This window comes from Phreatobacter sp. GW821-FHT04C01, assembly GCF_059420385.1.
In genome coordinates this window covers 84,972-103,709 of record NZ_JBWKTP010000002.1, presented here as the reverse complement: position 1 = coordinate 103,709, position 18,738 = coordinate 84,972, and the positions used below count along the sequence as shown (strand labels likewise).

The 18,738-nt window shown below is 67.2% G+C and carries 15 protein-coding genes; 5 read left to right on the top strand and 10 right to left on the bottom strand.

Going from position 1 to position 18,738, the window contains the following annotated elements; all coding sequences use genetic code 11:
• The first annotated feature begins 5 nt into the window (after positions 1 to 5).
• Positions 6 to 1,316: a phenylacetate--CoA ligase PaaK gene (gene paaK, locus AC07WJ_RS07510; RefSeq protein ID WP_494933938.1), complete on the top strand. Its 1,311-nt coding sequence runs from the start codon at positions 6 to 8 to the stop codon at positions 1,314 to 1,316.
• A 2-nt stretch (positions 1,317 to 1,318) separates the two neighbouring features.
• The gene (locus AC07WJ_RS07505) at positions 1,319 to 1,942 is read left to right on the top strand and encodes a TetR/AcrR family transcriptional regulator (protein ID WP_494933937.1); all 624 of its coding nucleotides are present in this window, start codon (positions 1,319 to 1,321) and stop codon (positions 1,940 to 1,942) included.
• Positions 1,943 to 1,958: 16 nt separating this feature from the next.
• Here the strand turns inward: AC07WJ_RS07505 and paaE are convergent, their stop codons facing one another.
• The 6 genes from paaE to AC07WJ_RS07475 all read right to left on the bottom strand — a co-directional run bounded on the left by paaE (position 1,959) and on the right by AC07WJ_RS07475 (position 6,733).
• Positions 1,959 to 3,047 carry a 1,2-phenylacetyl-CoA epoxidase subunit PaaE gene (gene paaE, locus AC07WJ_RS07500; protein ID WP_494933936.1) on the bottom strand — a complete coding sequence of 363 codons (1,089 nt, stop codon included), beginning with the start codon at positions 3,045 to 3,047 and terminating at the stop codon, positions 1,959 to 1,961.
• 113 nt (positions 3,048 to 3,160) lie between these two features.
• Positions 3,161 to 3,667, bottom strand: coding sequence for a 1,2-phenylacetyl-CoA epoxidase subunit PaaD (gene paaD, locus AC07WJ_RS07495; protein ID WP_494933935.1), 507 nt, complete (start codon positions 3,665 to 3,667; stop codon positions 3,161 to 3,163).
• Between the two features lie 7 nt (positions 3,668 to 3,674).
• Positions 3,675 to 4,430, bottom strand: coding sequence for a 1,2-phenylacetyl-CoA epoxidase subunit PaaC (gene paaC / locus AC07WJ_RS07490; RefSeq protein ID WP_494933934.1), 756 nt, complete (start codon positions 4,428 to 4,430; stop codon positions 3,675 to 3,677).
• A 12-nt stretch (positions 4,431 to 4,442) separates the two neighbouring features.
• On the bottom strand, positions 4,443 to 4,730 hold the full coding sequence (gene paaB, locus AC07WJ_RS07485) for a 1,2-phenylacetyl-CoA epoxidase subunit PaaB (protein WP_494933933.1): 288 nt from the start codon (positions 4,728 to 4,730) through the stop codon (positions 4,443 to 4,445).
• 5 nt (positions 4,731 to 4,735) lie between these two features.
• Positions 4,736 to 5,728 (bottom strand): 1,2-phenylacetyl-CoA epoxidase subunit PaaA, encoded by a 993-nt coding sequence (gene paaA / locus AC07WJ_RS07480; RefSeq protein WP_494933932.1) that lies wholly within the window; start codon positions 5,726 to 5,728, stop codon positions 4,736 to 4,738.
• 111 nt (positions 5,729 to 5,839) lie between these two features.
• Positions 5,840 to 6,733, bottom strand: a complete 894-nt coding sequence (locus tag AC07WJ_RS07475; RefSeq protein WP_494933931.1) for a PaaX family transcriptional regulator — start codon at positions 6,731 to 6,733, stop codon at positions 5,840 to 5,842.
• Between the two features lie 208 nt (positions 6,734 to 6,941).
• On the opposite strand from AC07WJ_RS07475, the gene AC07WJ_RS07470 reads away from it, so the two are divergent.
• The 3 genes from AC07WJ_RS07470 (at position 6,942) to AC07WJ_RS07460 (ending at position 12,146) form a co-directional block, all read left to right on the top strand.
• Positions 6,942 to 8,144, top strand: coding sequence for an efflux RND transporter periplasmic adaptor subunit (locus AC07WJ_RS07470; RefSeq protein WP_494933930.1), 1,203 nt, complete (start codon positions 6,942 to 6,944; stop codon positions 8,142 to 8,144).
• Between the two features lie 12 nt (positions 8,145 to 8,156).
• A complete protein-coding gene (locus AC07WJ_RS07465; protein ID WP_494933929.1) occupies positions 8,157 to 11,279 on the top strand; it encodes an efflux RND transporter permease subunit in 3,123 nt (1,040 codons plus the stop codon).
• Positions 11,280 to 11,486: 207 nt separating this feature from the next.
• Positions 11,487 to 12,146, top strand: coding sequence for a response regulator (locus tag AC07WJ_RS07460; protein WP_494933928.1), 660 nt, complete (start codon positions 11,487 to 11,489; stop codon positions 12,144 to 12,146).
• Here AC07WJ_RS07460 and AC07WJ_RS07455 read toward each other — a convergent pair whose 3' ends face one another.
• From AC07WJ_RS07455 to phnA, 4 genes are all read right to left on the bottom strand, one after another.
• Positions 12,147 to 14,459: a hybrid sensor histidine kinase/response regulator gene (locus AC07WJ_RS07455; protein WP_494933927.1), complete on the bottom strand. Its 2,313-nt coding sequence runs from the start codon at positions 14,457 to 14,459 to the stop codon at positions 12,147 to 12,149.
• A gap of 143 nt (positions 14,460 to 14,602) precedes the next feature.
• Positions 14,603 to 15,907: an MFS transporter gene (locus AC07WJ_RS07450; protein WP_494933926.1), complete on the bottom strand. Its 1,305-nt coding sequence runs from the start codon at positions 15,905 to 15,907 to the stop codon at positions 14,603 to 14,605.
• Positions 15,908 to 16,025: 118 nt separating this feature from the next.
• Positions 16,026 to 17,477: a phosphonoacetaldehyde dehydrogenase gene (gene phnY, locus AC07WJ_RS07445; protein ID WP_494933925.1), complete on the bottom strand. Its 1,452-nt coding sequence runs from the start codon at positions 17,475 to 17,477 to the stop codon at positions 16,026 to 16,028.
• 3 nt (positions 17,478 to 17,480) lie between these two features.
• A complete protein-coding gene (gene phnA, locus AC07WJ_RS07440; protein ID WP_494934747.1) occupies positions 17,481 to 18,725 on the bottom strand; it encodes a phosphonoacetate hydrolase in 1,245 nt (414 codons plus the stop codon).
• Positions 18,726 to 18,738: the final 13 nt, after the last annotated feature.

Below are 18,738 nucleotides of genomic sequence, written 5' to 3'. Positions count from 1 at the left end.
AAGCCATGCTGGACAAGACCCGCTACCAACCGCTGATCGATCCGATCGAACGGGCCTCGCGCGACGAGATCGCCGCCCTGCAGACCGAGCGCCTCGCATGGTCGCTGCGCCACGCCTATGACAACGTGGCGGCCTACCGGCGCAAGTTCGACGAAGCCGGCGTTCATCCCGACGATTTCAGCCGGCTCGAAGACCTCGCCAAATTCCCGTTCACCACCAAGGCGGACCTGCGCGACAACTATCCCTTCGGCATGTTCGCCGTGCCCCAGGACAAGGTCGTCCGCGTTCACGCCTCCTCGGGCACGACGGGCAAGCCGACGGTGGTCGGTTACACCCGCAAGGACATCGACACCTGGTCCGATGTCGTCGCCCGCTCGATCCGGGCGGCCGGCGGACGGCCCGGCATGAAGATCCACGTCGCCTATGGCTACGGCCTGTTCACCGGCGGGCTCGGCGCCCATTACGGCGCCGAGAAGCTCGGCTGCACGGTGATCCCGGTCTCCGGCGGCATGACCGAACGCCAGGTCCAGCTCATTCAGGACTTCAAGCCCGAGATCATCATGGTGACGCCGAGCTACATGCTGGCGATCCTCGACGAATTCAGGCGAATTGGCGCCGACCCCCGGCAATCGTCCCTGCGGACCGGCATTTTCGGCGCCGAGCCCTGGACCAATTCGATGCGCGCCGAGATCGAGGATGCCTTCGCCATGGACGCGGTCGACATCTACGGCCTGTCCGAGGTCATGGGGCCGGGCGTCGCCAATGAATGCGTGGAGACCAAGGATGGCCTGCATGTCTGGGAAGATCATTTCTATCCCGAGGTGATCGACCGGGTCACCGGCCAGGTGCTGCCGGATGGCGAGAAGGGCGAACTGGTCTTCACCTCGTTGACCAAGGAGGCCATGCCGATTATCCGCTACCGCACCCGCGACCTCACCCGGCTCCTGCCCGGCACGGCGCGCTCCATGCGGCGCATGGAGAAAATCACCGGCCGCTCGGACGACATGATGATCGTGCGTGGCGTCAACGTCTTCCCGAGCCAGATCGAGGAAAAGATCCTGACCGTGCCTGAGCTGTCGGCCCATTACCTGGTCGTGCTGACCCGCGAGGACCGGCTCGACGAAATGGACATCCAAGTCGAGGCGCGGCCCGAGGCGATCGGTCCGGAGGACCGCCAGCGCGCCGGCGAGCGGCTGGCCCAGGCGATCAAGGAAACCATCGGCATCAGCTCGACCGTCACGGTGGTCGCGCCCGGCACGCTCGAACGCTCGCTCGGCAAGGCCCAGCGCGTGCTCGACAAGCGCCCGAGGCACTGATCGTGGCTCGTCCCCGCGCCGCCGACTATGACGACAAACGTGCGCATATCCTGCACGCTTCGGCGGAGCTGTTCTCACGCCAGGGTTACGACCGCACCTCGATCAACGACATCGCGGGAGCCTGCGGCGTTTCCAAGGCCTTGATCTATCATTATTATCCGAACAAGGAACAATTGCTGGTCGACATCATCCGCCGTCACCTGGCCGATCTCCTGGAGGCGGTGCAGCGGGCGGCCGGCGCGGCGCCGCCGGGGGATGTCAGGCTGCGCGCCATCATCGGCGCCCTGCTCGAGGCCTATCGTGACGCCGACACCCTGCACAAGATCCAGGTCAGCGAGCTGTCGCGCCTGCCGCCACCCTACCAGGATGAGCTCAAGACGGTGGAACGCGCGCTGGTCGTGCTGTTTTCCGATGCGCTGGCGCTGGCGGTGCCGCAGCTCGCCAGCCAGGGCGCGTTGCTGAAGCCGGTGACCATGTCGCTCTTCGGCATGCTCAACTGGCACTACATGTGGTTCCGGCCGGATGGCCCGATGACCCGCGAGGCCTATGCCGACCTCGTCACCCGGTTGATCCTGGCCGGCGCCCGCGACATCGCCGAGCGCGGCCGGCTGGAAGCGGCCGAATAGCCCGGCGCGGAGCGGGTCAGGCGAAATCGAAATCGACGCTGACCGCCTGGGTGCCCGCCGTCGCGCGGCTCTGGCAGGTCAGCACGAAACCCGCCTCGACCTCCCAGGGTTCCAGCGAGAAATTCTGGTCCATCGCCACCACGCCCTCGACCAGCTTGGCGCGGCAGGTACAGCACATGCCGCCCTTGCAGGAATAGGGCAGGTCCAGCCCGTGGCGGATCGCCGCCTCGACCACCGTCTCGGTCGGATCCATGGCGATGCTGTGCAGCGCCCCGTCGAGCCGGATCGACAGCGGCAACCCGTTGGAAATATCGGGCTTGCGCACCACGGCCGGGGCCTGCCGGCTGCCCTCGGTGGCGAACAGCTCGGAATGGATATGGTCATGCGCGATGCCGAGGGCTTCCAGCGTCGCGCGCGCCTCCGTGATCATCGTCTGCGGCCCGCACAGGAAGGCCTGGTCCACGGTGCCGCCTTGCAATCCCTGCAGCACGAAAGTCCGGATCTTTTCGGCATCGATGCGGCCGTGGCTCACCGCGAAATCCGAGGCCTCGCGGGACAGCACGTGATGGACCGAGAAGCGGCCGAGGAACGTGTCCTTCAGGTCCTCCAGCGCGGTCTTGAAGATGATCGATGCGGCATTGCGATTGCCGTAGATCAGCACGAAGCGGCTCGCCGGCTCGCGCGTCAGCACGGTGCGGATGATCGACATGACGGGCGTGATGCCGGAGCCGCAGGCGATCGCCAGGTAGACCCGCGGTTCAAGGGGTTCGAGCGGCGTGGTGAAGCGCCCCATCGGTGTCATCACCTCGATCGGGTCGCCGATCCTGAGCATCTCGTTGGCGAAGGTCGAGAAGCGGCCGCCGTCGACCCGCTTCACCGCCACGCGCAGGTCATTGTCGTCGACGCCGGTGCAGATCGAATAGGAGCGGCGCAATTCCTCGCCTTCGACCGCCGTCTTCAGCGTCAGATATTGGCCGTGCTCGAAATGGAAAGCCGGCTTCAGCGCGTCGGGCACCGCGAAGGCGATCGACACGGTATCCTGCGTCTCGCGCCTGATATCGCTGACGACAAGGCGATGGAAATGCGGGGCATGGGCAGGGGTCATGATCGGCGCCCTCAGAGTTTGTGAATCTTTCGACGTTTGTGATTTTTCGGATGAACGGAATCAAAGGCTCAGAGGGAGCGAAAGCGGCCATTCTGGGAAAGATGCACAAACTCTCAGATGCATTTGAAATAATCGAACGGCTCGGCGCAGGCCCGGCAGCGCCAATGCGCCTTGCAGGCGGTCGAACCGAATTCGGAAACCTTGGCCGTATCGGCCGAGCCGCAGCGCGGACAGGCAACCGTCTCCTCGCCGAACAGCGCGCGCCGGCCGGCCTTGCCCTTGGGCGGCGCGATGCCATAGGCGGCGAGCTTGGCCTTGCCGGCCTCGCTCATCCAGTCGGTGGTCCAGGCCGGCGACAGCACGCTGGTCACCTTGACGTTGGTGAAGCCGGCCTCTTCCAGCGCCACCTCGACATTGAGCGCGATCAGGTTCATCGCCGGGCAGCCGGAATAGGTCGGCGTGATGACCGCCTCGACCCGGCCGCCGACGATATTGACCTCGCGCAGCACGCCGAGATCCTCGATGGTCAGGACCGGCACTTCCGGATCGCAGACGGCAGCCGCGACCGCCCAGGCCGAAGCCTGTTGCCGTGCCAGATCGAGAGACGTGACGGCAGCCATATCGGCCTCACCAGGTGGCGTTCGGATAGGTGCGCTGCATGTACTGGAGTTCGGCGAGCAGGAAACCCATATGCTCGCTGTGCCGGCCTGCCCGCCCCCCGGACTGGAACGCGCCGACCCGCGGCCGGGTCAGGGTCGCCTCCGCCAGGACGTGGTCGACGGTCGCCTCGAATTGCGGCCGGATCGCCTCCGGGTCGGGCACGAAACCGGCATCGATCGCACTGCGCATGGCGGCGTCGACGTCGAACAATTCACCGGAATAGGGCCAGAGCTCGTCGAGCGCGGCCTGAGCCCGCCGGTGGCTTTCCGCCGTGCCGTCGCCGAGCCGGATCAGCCATTCGCCGGTATGGCGCACGTGATAGGCCATTTCCTTCTCGGCCTTGGCGGCGATCGCCGCCAGCGTCGCGTCGCTCGACGCGGTCATCGCCTGATGGAACGGATGCATGAACGCCGAGAACAGGAGATGCCTGGCCATGGTGACGGCGAAATCGCCGTTCGGCTGCTCGACCAGCAGCAGGTTGCGATATTCGCCCTCGCGCCGGAGATAGGCGAGTTGATCCTCGTCGCGGCCTTTGCCCTCGACCGCGCCGGCATGGCTGTAGAGCGAGCGCGCCTGGCCGATCAGGTCGAGGCCGAGATTGCCGAGCGCCAGGTCCTCTTCCAGGACCGGCGCGTGGCCGCACCATTCCGACAGCCGATGGCCGAGCACCAGGGCGTCGTCGGCAAGCCTGAGGGTTGCGAGAAACAGCGGGCTGTCGGTCATGACCTCGGTTCCTCACATATGCCCGACATCGTCGGGCACTTCGTAGAAGGTCGGATGCCGGTAGATCTTCGAGGCGGTCGGCTCGAACAGCATGTCCTTGTCGGCCGGATCCGAGGCGGTGATCGCCTGCGACGGCACGACCCAGATCGAAAGCCCCTCGCCGCGCCGGGTATAGGTGTCGCGCGCCGCCTGCAGCGCCATGGCGGCGTCGACGGCGTGCAGCGAACCGACATGGCGATGCGCCATGCCGTTGCGCGAGCGGATGAAGACTTCCCAGAGCGGCCAGTTCTGCGTGGTCATGGTGTTCACTCCGCGGCTTGGGCGAGACGGCGCGCGGCGCGCTTCTCGGCATGCGCCATGGCCGCCTCGCGCACCCAGGCACCCGCCTCGTGCGAGCGGTTGCGCTGGGCCAGCCGCTGCCGGTTGCACGGGCCCTCGCCCGCCAGCACCCGCTTGAACTCGTCCCAGTCGATCGGGCCGAAACGCCAATGGCCGGTCGCCTCGTCGAAGGCGAGCTCCTTGTCGGGAAATTCGAGACCGAGGAAATGGCCCTGCGGCACGGTGGCGTCGATGAATTTCTGGCGCAGCTCATCGTTGGAGAAACGCTTGATCCGCCAGGCCATGTTCTGGTCGGTGTGCAGGCTTTCCGCATCCGGCGGCCCGAACATCATCAGCGCCGGCCACCACCAGCGGTTCAGCGCGTCCTGGGCCATGGCCTTCTGGTCGGCATTGCCGCGCGCCAGCGTCATGACGATCTCGTAGCCCTGGCGCTGATGGAAGCTCTCTTCCTTGCAGATGCGCACCATGGCGCGCGCATAGGGGCCGTAGCTCGTCCGGCACAGCGGGATCTGGTTCATGATCGCCGCGCCGTCGACCAGCCAGCCGACCATGCCGATATCGGCCCAGGTCAGGGTCGGATAGTTGAAGATCGAGGAATAACGCGCCTTGCCGGTATTGAGCTGGTCGTTCATCTCCTCGCGGCTGATGCCCAGCGTCTCCGCCGCCGAATAGAGATAGAGGCCGTGGCCGCCCTCGTCCTGCACCTTGGCGAGCAGCGCCGCCTTGCGCTTCAGGCTCGGCGCGCGGGTGATCCAGTTGCCCTCCGGCAGCATGCCGACAATTTCCGAATGGGCGTGCTGCGAGATCTGCCGGATCAGGGTGCGCCGGTATTTCTCCGGCATCCAGTCGTTCGGCTCGATCTTTTCGTCGCGGTCGATGCGCGCCTGAAACCGGGCGTCCTTGACCTCATCGACCGGAACCGGTCCGTCGTCCTTCACGTTCAGGGCCTGCGTGTACATGGCGCGCCTCCGGATGAGTGAAGCCAGTATGTTACAAAAATTCTAGAAAGCAATATTTTTCGTAATACAACACGCAAGATTCGTCGCTGCGATGCAGCATGCGGTTTCGTTTCAGAGGCTGCGGAAACGGCGCGCCAGGTCGACGACCGGCGGCGCCAGCCGTTCGGCGTCGGCGGCCGCGACCTGGTCGAGATGGGCCTCCGACGGCGCGGCGAGCGCGGCATAGAGCGCCGCGACGAGATCACGGGCCTGGCGATCGGGCCGGTCCGGCGGCAGCAGGTCCTCGGGCAGGCCGGGATCGCGGATGACGATCCGCCGGAAGGCATGGACGCTCAGGATCCTGAGCACGAAGGCATCCGCCGGCCGCAGGCCCACGCCATCGCCGGCCGCGGCGCGCAGACCGGCGTGATCCGCGACGAAGCGGCGGTAGCCGTCGGCGGTCGCGGCCATGCCGAGGACCTCGGTCGCGAGCCGCCGGGTCGTCGCATCATCGGCCGAGGCGTCGAGCAGGAAGGCGCCGTCGGGCAGCCTGGCGGGCGCCGCCGATGCCGGCGCCACGAACACGCCCGGCACGAAGGGGCGATAGCCGGCGGCGGCGAGATCGGCGATATCGAGCGCCTTCTTGGCCTGGGCCGGCATGATGGCGATGCGGAAACCACCACCCGCGGCCGGCCGCTCGCCGGCATAGACCCGCCTGAAGGCCTCCGCGAAGGTGCGTTCGGCCGAAGCCGACAGGCCGTAGCGCGGCCGCTTGCCGGCGGTGCGCCGGACGAACAGGCCATCGGCGCCGAGCCGCGACATGGCCGTGCGCACCGCGCCGGCTTCGATGCCGAGGCCTCCCATCAGGTCGATCAGCGCCCGGATCGACAGTTCGCCACCGCGCGGCACGATCGCGTCGCCGAACAGCGTCACGATCAACGATGCGGTGCGCACCGGCCGGTTCGCCAGGAACCGGTGCCTGAGGCCTTCGGCCGCCGCCGTGATGTCGGGTCTGCGCGTTTCCATGTCATGAGCGCTAGCGCGGCGCGGCGCCGCGCGCAATCACCCGCAGCGGCCGGCCCGCCGCGGCGGACGGCCGGCTCGCCGGCATGGTCTAGGCCATCGGGCCGAATGTCTGCCGGAGCAGACAAAGACTATAGGGACGTTAGGGAAACCAGGTCTTGCGCAATCGTTTGCGATTTCAAGCGGTCTGCGCGTTCGAAGGAATGATCGCATGCTGAGGGTTGTCATCGTTTTCGGATTGCTGGCCATCGCGGGAGGCATCGCGACCTGGCGCCCCGATCTCGCCGAGCAGGTTTATGTCAAGGCGCAGGCGCTGATGAAGCGCGAGGCGCCGGCCGCCGAGACCACCCGCCGCGGTCCGCCGCCGGCGGTACCGGTGACCCTTGCCCGCGCCGAGCGCCGCTCCGTGCCGATCACCGTCGACGCCATCGGCACGGTGCAGCCGATCGCCTCCATCCAGATCAAGCCGCGCCTCGACACCCAGGTGGTTGCCGTGCACGTCGCCGAAGGCGCCCAGGTCAAGGAAGGCCAGCTGCTGTTCAGCCTCGACGACCGCGTCCTCAGGGCCCAGATCGGCCAGATGGAAGCGCAGGTCGCCAAGGACAAGGCACAGATCGAGCAGGCCGTCCGCGACCGCGACCGTACCACCGACCTGGCCAACCGCCGCGTCGGCTCGGAACTGACCCGCGACCAGGCCATCACCGCGCTGAAGTCGCTGCAGGCCCAGCTGCTCGCCGACGAGGCCAGCCGCGACGCCCTCGTCGCCCAGCTCACCTATACCCAGATCACGGCGCCGGTCGCCGGCCGCATCGGCTCGATCGTCGCCAAGCCCGGCGCTTTCGTGCGCTCCGCCGACACCGCGCCGCTCGCCACGCTCAACCAGATCGATCCGATCTACATCGCCTTCGCGGTGCCGCAGAACACCTTCTACGAAATGCGCGCGATCCTGAATGCCGGCGCCGCCGGCGCCCAGCAGGTGACGGTCGAGGCCACTGTCGGCGGCCAGACCTCGCGCGGCGGCATCGCCTTCATCGAAAACACCATCGATCCGACCACCGGCACGGTGATCGCCAAGGCACGCATGGAAAACGGCGCCGAGCAGCTCTGGCCCGGCGCTTTCGTGCCGGTCAAGGTGACCCTCGGCATCGAGAACGATGCCGTGGTGATCCCCTCGGCGGCCCTGCAGGTCGGCCAGAACGGCCCCTATGTCTTCGCCGTCAAGGATGGCCGTGCCGCCGTCATCAATGTCACGGTGGCGCGCTCCTCCGGCGACGTCGCGGTCATCTCCAAGGGTCTCGCCGGCGGCGAGGACGTGATCACCTCGGGCCAGCTTCGCCTGGTCGCCGGCATCGCCGTGGTGGCCCGGCCGAATGCCGCGGCCAACGAAGTCGCCGCGCCGGGCAAGCAGAGCTGAGGGGCCAGGACCATGCTTTCGGAGCTCTGCATCCGCCGACCGGTCATGACCATCCTGCTGATGGTCTCGTTCATCGCAGCCGGCATGTTCGGCTACAAGCAGTTGCCGGTCGCCGCGGTTCCGCGCGTCGACTTTCCGACCATCCAGGTTCAGGCCCAGCTGCCCGGCGCCAGCCCGGAGACCATGGCGTCCTCGGTCGCCCTGATTCTCGAGAAGCAGTTCTCGACCATTGCCGGCGTATCGTCGATGACCTCGACCTCGTCGCTCGGCAATACCTCGATCGTGCTGCAGTTCGACCTCAACCGGAACATCGACGGCGCCGCGCTCGACGTCCAGTCGCAGATCTCGTCGGCCATGCGCCGCCTGCCGGTCGACATGCCGACCCCGCCGAGCTTCAGGAAGGTCAATCCAGCCGACCAGCCCATCGTCTTCCTGTCGATCGCCTCTGACCTGGCCAAGCTGTCCGACCTCGACCGCTTCTCCAATTCGGCCATCCTGCCGCGCATCTCGACCTTGCCCGGCGTTGCCCAGGTGCTGGTCTTCGGCAGCCAGAAATATGCCGTGCGCATCCGCGCCGACCTCGACCAGCTCGCCTCGCGCGGCCTGAGCCTCACCGACCTGCAAAATGCGCTGGTCAACGCCAATTCGAACCGTCCGGTCGGCTCGGTCAACGAGGGCTCGCGCTCGGCGATCCTGGATGCCACCGGCCCGGTCAACCGCGCCGTCGATTACGGCCCGGTCATCGTCGCCTGGCAGAACGGCGCCCCGGTGCGCGTCTCGGATGTCGCCACCCCCGTCGACAGCGTCGAGAACGACCGTGTCGCTGCCTGGCTCGACGGCAAGCGCTCGCTGGTGCTCGCCGTCCAGCGCCAGCCCGACGCCAACACCGTCGAAGTGGTCGATCGCATCCGCGCGCTGCTGCCGCAGATCCAGGGCGAGGCACCGGCCTCCTACGAGATCAAGGTGCTCAACGACCGTTCGGAATCGATCCGGGCGTCCATCGAGGACGTCGAGTTCTCGCTGATGCTGGCCGGCGGCCTCGTCGTGCTGGTGATCTGGTTCTTCCTGAAGAGCGTGCGGGCGACCATCATTCCCGCGGTCGCCCTGCCGATCTCGCTGGTCGGCACCTTTGCCGGCATGTACCTGCTCGGCCATTCCATCGACAACATCTCGCTGCTGGCGCTGACCCTTGCGGTCGGCTTCGTCGTCGACGACGCCATCGTCATGCTCGAAAACATCATGCGCCATATCGAGGAGGGCATGGAGCCGTTCCAGGCGGCGCTGGTCGGCTCGCGCGAGGTCGGCTTCACCATCATCTCGATGACCATCTCGCTGGTCGCAGTGTTCATCCCGGTGCTGTTCATGGGCGGCGTCGTCGGCCGCATGTTCGCCGAGTTCGGCCTCGTCATCTCGATGGCGATCCTGATCTCGGGTGTCGTGTCGCTGACCCTTACCCCCATGCTGTGCTCGCGCCTGCTGAAGCCGGTCGACCACAATTACCGGCCGATCCTGCCGCTGCGCCTGTTCGAGAGCTTCTTCACCGGACTCACCCGCGGCTATAGCTGGGCGCTGCGCAAGGTCGTCGGCGTGCCGCTGATCATGATCGGCGTGACCCTCGCCACCTTCGTGTTCACCGTCATCCTGTTCCGTGACATCCCCAAGGGCTTCTTCCCGGTCGAGGACAACGGCCTCATCACGGTCTCGACGCTCGGCCCGGACGATTCCTCGTTCGACGCCATGGTGACCCGCCAGACCGAACTCTCCAACGCGATCGCCCGCGATCCCGACGTCATCTCGATCAATTCGACGGTGGGCGGCGGCAACGCCGCCAATACCCAGAATTCCGGGCGCATGTTCATCACCCTGCGCCCCAAGCCCGAACGCAAGGCGAGCGCCAACGAGGTGATCCAGCGTCTGCGCCGGGTCACCAACCAGATCCCCGGCATCCAGGCGTTCTTCCAGCCGATCCAGTCGATCACCATCGGCGCCGTGCAGACCCGCAGCCAGTATCAGTACACGCTGCAATCGCCCGACCTCGAAGCCTTGCGCCACTACGCGACGATCCTCGAGGCCAAGGTGCGTGAGCTGCCGGGCATTCTGGACGTCAACTCCGACCTGCAGATGAAGGCCCGCTCGACGCTGGTCGACGTCAACCGCGACGCCGCCTCGCGGCTCGGCCTGACCGCCGACCAGATCCGCTCGACGCTCTATTCCTCCTTCGGCGTCCGGCAGGTCTCGACCATCTATGCGCCCGAGGACACCTATCAGGTCATCCTGGAAGCGGATCCCAAATATAACGACACCGCCGCCATGCTGCGCCGGCTCACCGTGCGCACGCCGAGCGGCACCATCGTGCCGCTCGACGCGGTCGCCACCATCCGCGAACAGCCCACCGCACTGACCGTCAGCCACCTCGCCCAGCTTCCGGCGGTGACCATCTCGTTCAACCTGCCGCCGGGCGTCGCCCTGTCGCAGGCGGTCGAGCGGATCGAGGCCGCGGCCCGCGATGTCAACCTGCCGGCGACCATCGCGACCAGCTTCCAGGGCTCCGCCCAGGTGTTCCAGCAGGCCGTCGCCAACCAGGGGCTGCTGCTGTTCGCCGCCGTGCTGGTCATCTACATCGTGCTGGGCGTGCTCTATGAGAGCTTCATCCACCCGCTGACCATCCTGTCGGGCCTGCCCTCGGCCGGCATCGGCGCGCTCTTGACCCTGCAGTTCTTCGGCCTCGACCTCTCGGTCATCGCCATGATCGGCGTGGTCATGCTGATCGGCATCGTCAAGAAGAACGCCATCATGATGGTCGACTTCGCGGTCGAGCGCCGACACCACGGCATCGCGGCCAAGGAGGCGATCATCGAGGCCGCGACATTGCGTTTCCGGCCGATCATGATGACCACGCTCTGCGCCATTCTCGGCGCCTTGCCGATCGCGCTGGGCGCGGGTGCCGGCGCCGAGCTGCGCCAGCCGCTCGGCCTGGCCGTCGTCGGCGGCCTGATGATGTCGCAGCTGCTGACGCTGTTCATCACGCCGGTCATCTACATCATGTTCGACGGCCTCAGCGACTGGTTCAGCCGGCGCGGCAGCCAGAAGGCCGCGGCCGCCGCCGCGGTCCCCCACGGCACGCCCGCCGAATAGGGCCGGAAGCGCCCCGGGTGGACGTCTCCAGACGTCCACCCGGGGCGGCCCTTGGCGACCGCGCCCGCTACCCTGGATCGGAATTCCGGGTTTCGGGCTCGGGGACAGGTGAAAAACGTATCCAAACGTATCCGGAGGCCGATCCGCGGGCCTATCGCGGTGTCCTGCGTTGACAGCATGACACCCTGAGCCTTACCCCTGTCGGACATGTCTCGCCGCATCGCCGTCGTCGCCGACGATCATGGACTTTACCGCATGGGCCTGGCCTTCACCCTGAAGGACCGGCTTGGTTTCGACGACGTCGAAGAGGCGAGCTCGCTTGACGAGGCGCTGGAGAAGCTCGGCGAGATCGGCGACGTCGCGCTCGCCTTGTTCGACCTCTCGATGCCCGGAATGGCCAGTGCCGCGAGCCTCGCGGCCGTGCGCGAATGTTATCCCGATTTGCCCATCGCGGTGGTCAGCGCCTCCGAGGATCGCAAGGACGTGCTCGAGGCGCTCGCCGCCGGCGTCAACGGCTTCGTCCCGAAACGGCTCATCGAGGACGATCTGGTCGCCGCGCTGAAGGCCATCGTCGATGGCGCGATCTTCGTCCCCGCTTCGCTCGCCAGCGGCATGCCGCCGCGCGCGCCCGCATCCGACATGGCGGAGCGGACCGGCGAACCGCCCGATCTCGCGCGATTGACGCCGCGCCAGCGCGATGTGCTGGCCCTGCTGCTGCGCGGCCATTCCAACAAGGAGATCGCCCGCGATCTCGACCTCGGCCACGGCACCGTCAAGATCCATCTGGCCGCGCTGTTCCGGCATCTCGGCGTGCGCAACCGGGCGGCCGCCGTCGCCGCGGCCGCGGCCCTCCTGCCGCGCGCCTGATCAGGCGGCGACCAGCCGCGCGACGGTGGCGCGCAGCGCCGGCACCGCCACCGGCTTGGTCATCCAGGCGATGCCGCTCGACTGCAGCCGCGCCAGCGTCAGCGGGTCGGTCGCGCCCGTGACGATCAGCGCCGGCAGCTTCACGCCCCTGCCCTGCTGCCAGCCACGCACCAGATCCAGCCCGTCTATGCCCTTTTCGAGCTGGAGGTCGATGACGGCCAGATCGATCGGCAGGGCCTGGGCGAGTGCCCGCGTCGCCTCCTCGGCGCTGTTCGCGGCGGTGACGGTGGCACCATCGTCGCGCAGCGTTCGCGCCAGCGCGTCGACGATCATGGGCTCGTCGTCGAGGATCAGAATATGCCGGCCGGCGAGCGAGACCGAGGGAATGCCCGGCCGCGCCTCGATCGCCGGCGCGCCATGGTCGGCGATCGGCAACTCGACCCGGAAAACCGTGCCACGGCCGCGATGGCTCGCCACACCGACGCGATGGCCGAGCAGGTTGCAGAGCCGCCGGACGATGGACAGACCAAGCCCCAGGCCGTCATTCTGGCCATGGGCCGCCTGTTTCGATCGCTCGAACTCCTCGAAGATCCGGTCGCGATCCTCGATCGCCACCCCGGAACCGGTATCGTGAATTTCCAGCACGGCGACGGCCCCACGCCGGCGCACGCCGACCAGGACGCCTCCCGAGGCTGTGAATTTCAGCGCATTGGCCACGAGGTTGCGCAACACCGTCTCGATCAGGATCGGGTCGCTGACGACGGCAAGGCGCGAGGCCACCAGCCGGAACTCGAGCCCGTTGGCGGCAGCCTGCGCGCGAAATCCGGCGGCGACCCGCTCGAGCAGGTCGCCGATCACGAAGACCCTGGGCTCGGCGACGACAATGCCGGCATCGAGCCTCGACACGTCGAGCAAGGCGTTGAACATGTCCTGCAGCGACGACAGGGTCGTCTCCATATTGGCGACGAGCCGGCGCGGCTCCTCGCCGCTGACCCGCCGGGCCAGGGCGCTGGCAAACAGCGACAGCGCGTGCAGCGGCTGGCGCAGGTCGTGGCTGGCGGCCGCCAGGAACCGCGATTTCGCCGCCGTCGCGGCGACCGCGTCGTCGCGCGCCATGCTCAGCGCCCGGTTGGCGGTTTCCAGCTCGGCGGTGCGGTCGGCGACCCGCACCTCCAGCGTATTGGCGAGGTGCCTCAACGCCTCCTCGTTATCGGCCAGGCGATCGATCATGCCTTGCAGCGAGGCAGCCAGCGACACCACCTCCTTGGACGAGGATTGCGGCACCTCGATCACCACGCCATCGAGCGCCTCGGCGAGACCGACGCGATCGGCGCGTGCCGCGATCGCCTGGATCGGGCTGGCGATGCGGCCGGCGACCCACCAGCCGGCCATCAGCACGAGCAGGCCGACGAAACCGCCGGCGGCGATGATCTGCCGGCGCAGCGTATCGACCGGGGCAAAGGCAATCTCCGCGCTCGATGTCACCACGATCTGCCAGCCGAGCCCGTCGACACCGCGCCCGCCGGCGGCGCGGCTGGTGCCGATCAGCAGGACCCGGCCATCGGCGATCTTTTCGATCTCGAAGCCGTCGGGACGCTCGGCGATGTTTCGGGCGAGCCCGGGGTCGAGATGGGCGGGGTCGCCGATGATCACCCGGCCGTCACGGTCGAGCACCATCACTTCGAGGTCCGACTGTCGCTCGCGCGAGCGCGCGATGAGGGAGCGGCGGAGGTGACCGAGCCAGTCCCAGCTGATCAGCATGCCGAGCCGGCCGATCACCTCGCCCTCGGCATTGCGGACATTGGAGCCGATCTCGATCACCCGCTCGCCGGTCGGTGTCAGGGATTGCGGCCGCTGGCCGCTCTCGTTGGTCGCACCCGCGCGGTCCCGCGCCGACTTGAACCACAGCCTCTCGCTGACATTGGAGCCCTCGTCGAGGCCGCCGGAGGCGACCGTCACCTGGCCGGCGGTATCGGCGACGCCGATCCACACCACCTCTTCAACATTGGCCCTGACCCGGTCGAGAATGGTGCGCCGTGCCTTGTAGGAACTCTGTGGATCCGCGAAGGCCGGGATGGTCGCGATGGTCCGCAGGCTGCGCCAGCGCTCGTAGACATCGCTCTCCAGCGCCTCGCGCATGAAGCCGGCGAGGTCGGCGAGCGACCGGCCGATCGAACGCTGCGCCTCGCGCGTCGCGGTCCAGACGACCACCGCCGTGACACTGAAGATCAGTGCCGCGGTCAGCACCGCCAGCGTGCCGGTGAGGATGCCGCGCAGACCCGGGCGGGCAAGTGGCGTCGCGAAAATGGCCATGGGCCAAGTGTCGTCTTTCGGCGCGCGCGCGTCAAAGCCGAAGCCGCCGGAACTGGCACGCGCCGGCGGCGGGTCTGCCGCCGGGCGAGCGGCACGGAACGGTGCCCGGCAGGGCGTGGGGGCTCTGCCGGGCGAGGATTTGACTAGCGGCGGATGAACAGCGCGACCGTGGCGCTCAACGCACTGGCGATCGCCACGATCAGGAACACCAGCGAGGTGTCGTTGTGGGTGTCCATGAACTTGCCGATCAGCGGCTCGCCGAGCCCGGCGAACAGATAGGCGAAGAAGTTCATGACGCCGATCGCGGTGCCGGCGCGCTTATGTCCGACGAGATCGGGACAGAGCGCCCAGAACGACGACTGCGGACCGTAGACGAAGAAGCCGCAGAGGAAGAGCACGACCAGGCCCTTGTAAACATCCGCGACCGGGATCGTGTACATGTAGAGCGAGGTGATCGCCGCGAGCACCATGTAGAGCACGATCGCCAGATAGCGCTTCGAGTTGAAGATGCGGTCCGACACCCAGCCATTGGTGGCGGCTCCGATCGCCATGCCGACCGGCAGCGCGATGCTGATCCATTTCGGATCGATGACCGAGGCCCCGGCGCCGGCCTTCGCCCAGTTCGAGCCGAGGAAGTGCACTGGCACCCAGATCAGCAGGCCGTAGCGCGCGGCGTTCTGGAAGCCGATGGCGAGGCCGCCGACCAGCAGCCGCCAGTTCTTCAGCACGCCCTTGTAGCGCTCGAACGAGCTTTCGTCGTCGGCGACCACCGTCGCCTTGTCGTTGTCGGTCGCGTCATGCGGCGACTTGAAGCCCATGTCCTCCGGACGCTCGCGCGCCACCAGATAGAAGGTGATGCCGCCGACCAGCAGCAGCAGGACCGGGATGCGGAAGATCCAGCGCCAGTCCAGATGCAGGTAGTGCACGACGATCAGCGAGGTGACGAAGGACAGCACCGAGGCAAGCCCCGCCGCGAAAACATACCAGCCGAACACCTTGCCGCGCTCGTTGCGCCCCCACCAGTTGGACAGGAGCCGGCTGCCCGGTGCCCAGCCCATGGCCTGGAAATAGCCGTTGATGCCCCAGCAGACGCCCAGGCTGACCACGCCGGTGGCGAAGCTCGTCGCCCAGTTCATCGCGCAGGACAGGATGGCGCCGGCGCTCATCACGCGGCGGCCACCGAACTTGTCGCCGAGATTGCCGTTGATCGCCTGGCCGATGGCATAGGCCCACAGCATCACCGCGCTGACCCAGCCGAGCGTCTCCTTGGTGACGCCGAATTCGGCCTGGATGCCGGGGATCGCGAAGCCGAAGGTCTGACGGCCGGTGTAGAAGAAAAGGTAGCAGAACATCGCCGCCAGAAGCATGCGCCACTGGGCTCTGCGAAAGGCCTCGTCCGTCACGGTCGCGGCCGGATAGGCAGGCGTATTGTATGAGACGCTGCTCATGATGTGTCCCTCCCGGGGGGCTTATTTGTTTTGGTCGTTATTCTGCGTGGTATCGTCGAACGGCCTCGGATCTCGGGTTGTCTGCAATCATGTCCGCGCGGATGCGCCGGGGCGCAGGTCAGGCCGTCCAGGGCATCGACCAGGTCCGCACGTTGGTGAAGCTCTTCATCGCCTCGACCACGCCTTCCTTGTCGCCAAGGCCGGAATCCTTGATCCCGCCGAACGGCGACATCTCGATGCGGTAGCCCGGGACTTCCCAGACATTGACCGTGCCGACCTCGAGCTCGGCGACGAAACGCTGGACGTAGTCGAGCCGGTTGGTGCAGACCCCCGACGAAAGGCCATAGGCGGTCGAGTTCGAGACGCGGATGACCTCGGCGATGTCGTCGGGGCAGCGGATGATCGGGATCACCGGACCGAAGGTCTCCTCGCGCACCAGTTCGCAGTCATGGGGCACGCGGTCGACCACGGTCGGAGCGAACAGCGCGCCCCGCCGCGGCGCGCCGTGGAGGATCTCGGCCCCGTGCCTCGCCGCATCGTTGACCCGGTTCTCGAACAGCATGGCGGAGCGTTCGTTGATCACCGTGCCGACATCGGTCGCCGGGTCCATCGGGTCGCCCGATTTCAGCATCTTCGCCTTGTCGACCACCAGCCTGGAGAAATCGTCGGCGACGCTGTCGACCACCAGGATGCGCTTCACCGCTGTGCAGCGCTGGCCGGAATTCTTGGTCGCGCCCTGCACGGCGAGCTCGGCCGCCTTGTCGAGGTCGGCATCCTCCATGACGATCAGGGGATCGTTGCCGCCGAGCTCGAGCACGATGCGCTTGTAGCCGGCGGTCGCCGCGATGTGCTTGCCCACGCGCACCGAGCCGGTAAAGGTCACCAGGGCGGCATCCGGATCGGTGATCATCGCATCGCCCATGGTCGACGGATTGCCTGTCACGACCGACAGCATCTCCGGCGGAAGGCCGGCCTCGTAGAGCACATCGGCCAAGGCCAGCGCGGTCAGCGGGGTCAATTCGGTCGGCTTCAGCACCACGCGGTTATTGGTGGCGATGGCCGGGGCGAGCTTGTGGCTGACCATGTTGAGCGGGTGATTGAACGGCGTGATCGCCGAAATCACCCCGAGCAGCGGCAGGCGGGTCGTAAAGATCTTGCGGGCCTTGCCGTTCGGCGAGATGTCGCAGGCGTAGATCTCGCCGTCGTCCTTGATGGTCAGCTGGGCGGCGAAGGACCAGACGTCATAGGCCCGGCTCGCCTCATAGAGCGAGTCCTTCCAGCACAGGCCGGTTTCGGCGGTGATCAGCCGGGCGAAATCCTGCCTGCGGTCGCGCAGCATCTCAGCGGTCTTCTGCAGGATCTGCTGGCGCTCGTAGCGGGTCAGGGCCGGCTTGAAGGCCCTGGCTTTCGCGAAGGCCTCGCGCACATGTTCGGCGCGCGCCGCCGGCACCGTGCCGACCACCGCATTGTCATAGGGGTTGAAGACCTCGACCATGTCGTCGGTCTGCACCAGCCGACCGGCGATCCGCATGGATTCGCGGCGGAACGGCAGCTTGACGTTGGCGTTCATGGCTCACCTCACCAGGTTCAGGGCGACGTCGAAGACGTCGAAATTGCGCAGCGTCCGGCCGGCCGGGACCTCGATCCTGCGGTTGGCGATCATCGGCACGGTCTGTTCGGTCAGGCCGCCGTGAGAGCGCAGCGGTTCGGTGAGGCCGGAGAGGTCGTGGCGCGCGGCTGCGGTGCCGAGAACCTTGTGGCGCCCGGACAGCACCACCACGTCGCCGATCCGGTCGGCCGGCAGCTCATAGCGTTCGCAGGCCTCGCGTGCCGAGATCGACACTTCGACACCCTCGACATCGGCCAGCAGCCGGATGACGTCGGCCTGCCTGCCGGCATCGACATAGACGGTCGCGAAGGACCCCAGAGCGCCGTGATGGGCGACATAGGGATCGGTGATCGGCAGGATGACGCGCGTCGCGCCGGCACCGAAGCGCCGGTCCAGGATCTCCTGGAGGTAGATCACGTCGGGTTCGCCGTTCGGCAGGTGCTTGTCGTTCATGCCGTGGTCGGCGGTCATCACCAGCGTGCAGCCGGCGGCGTCGAGCAGACCGACATGGCGGTCGAACATCGCGTAGAAACTGTTGGCGACCGGTGAGCCGGGCGCGGCCTTGTGCTGCACGTAGTCGGTGGTCGACAGATACATGAGGTCGGGCCGGAAGCTGCCGATGAGCTTCACGCCCGCGGCGAAGACGAATTCCGAGAGATCCGCCGAATAGACCTCCGGCAAGGGCAGGCCGACGAAACCGAGTACGTCGTCAATGCCGTTTTCCACCTTGCTGGCCTTGTCGGCCTTCTCCGAGGAGAAGGCGATGGCCGTGCCGCTCGTGAAGTCGAGGCCCTTGCCGAGCAAGGTCCTGAGCTTGTCCTTGGCGGTCACCATGGCGACCTTCAGGCCGGCCTGCTGGAACGCGGCGAGGATGGTCGGCGCGCGCAGGAAGCGCGCATCGTTCATCATCACCTCTTCGCCGGCCTCGCGGTCGTAGAAGAAATTGCCGGCAATGCCGTGCACGGCCGGCGGCCGGCCGGTGATGATCGAGAGATTGTTGGGATTGGTGAAGCTCGGGATGACCGAGAGCGCGGTCGTATTGGCACCGGTCGTCATCAGCCGGGCGAGGTTCGGAGCCAGGCCCTGTTCGATCGCCTGTTCGATATAGCCGGGCTCCGAGCCGTCGATGCAGATCACGACGACGGGTCTGTCCGGCCGCCGGTAGGCCCGGCCGTTGATGACGACGTCGGTATCGATCCTGTGATGCATGGTCATGATGTCG

What these genes read in the sequence shown, in the direction of transcription:
- paaK (WP_494933938.1), top strand. Translation starts at nt 6, where the DNA reads ATGCTGGACAAGACCCGCTACCAACCGCTGATCGATCCGATCGAACGG.
- paaE (WP_494933936.1), bottom strand. Translation starts at nt 3,047, where the DNA reads ATGACCCCTGCCCATGCCCCGCATTTCCATCGCCTTGTCGTCAGCGAT.
- paaD (WP_494933935.1), bottom strand. Translation starts at nt 3,667, where the DNA reads ATGGCTGCCGTCACGTCTCTCGATCTGGCACGGCAACAGGCTTCGGCC.
- paaC (WP_494933934.1), bottom strand. Translation starts at nt 4,430, where the DNA reads ATGACCGACAGCCCGCTGTTTCTCGCAACCCTCAGGCTTGCCGACGAC.
- paaB (WP_494933933.1), bottom strand. Translation starts at nt 4,730, where the DNA reads ATGACCACGCAGAACTGGCCGCTCTGGGAAGTCTTCATCCGCTCGCGC.
- paaA (WP_494933932.1), bottom strand. Translation starts at nt 5,728, where the DNA reads ATGTACACGCAGGCCCTGAACGTGAAGGACGACGGACCGGTTCCGGTC.
- AC07WJ_RS07475 (WP_494933931.1), bottom strand. Translation starts at nt 6,733, where the DNA reads ATGGAAACGCGCAGACCCGACATCACGGCGGCGGCCGAAGGCCTCAGG.
- AC07WJ_RS07470 (WP_494933930.1), top strand. Translation starts at nt 6,942, where the DNA reads ATGCTGAGGGTTGTCATCGTTTTCGGATTGCTGGCCATCGCGGGAGGC.
- AC07WJ_RS07465 (WP_494933929.1), top strand. Translation starts at nt 8,157, where the DNA reads ATGCTTTCGGAGCTCTGCATCCGCCGACCGGTCATGACCATCCTGCTG.
- AC07WJ_RS07460 (WP_494933928.1), top strand. Translation starts at nt 11,487, where the DNA reads ATGTCTCGCCGCATCGCCGTCGTCGCCGACGATCATGGACTTTACCGC.
- AC07WJ_RS07455 (WP_494933927.1), bottom strand. Translation starts at nt 14,459, where the DNA reads ATGGCCATTTTCGCGACGCCACTTGCCCGCCCGGGTCTGCGCGGCATC.
- AC07WJ_RS07450 (WP_494933926.1), bottom strand. Translation starts at nt 15,907, where the DNA reads ATGAGCAGCGTCTCATACAATACGCCTGCCTATCCGGCCGCGACCGTG.
- phnY (WP_494933925.1), bottom strand. Translation starts at nt 17,477, where the DNA reads ATGAACGCCAACGTCAAGCTGCCGTTCCGCCGCGAATCCATGCGGATC.
- phnA (WP_494934747.1), bottom strand. Translation starts at nt 18,725, where the DNA reads ATGCATCACAGGATCGATACCGACGTCGTCATCAACGGCCGGGCCTAC.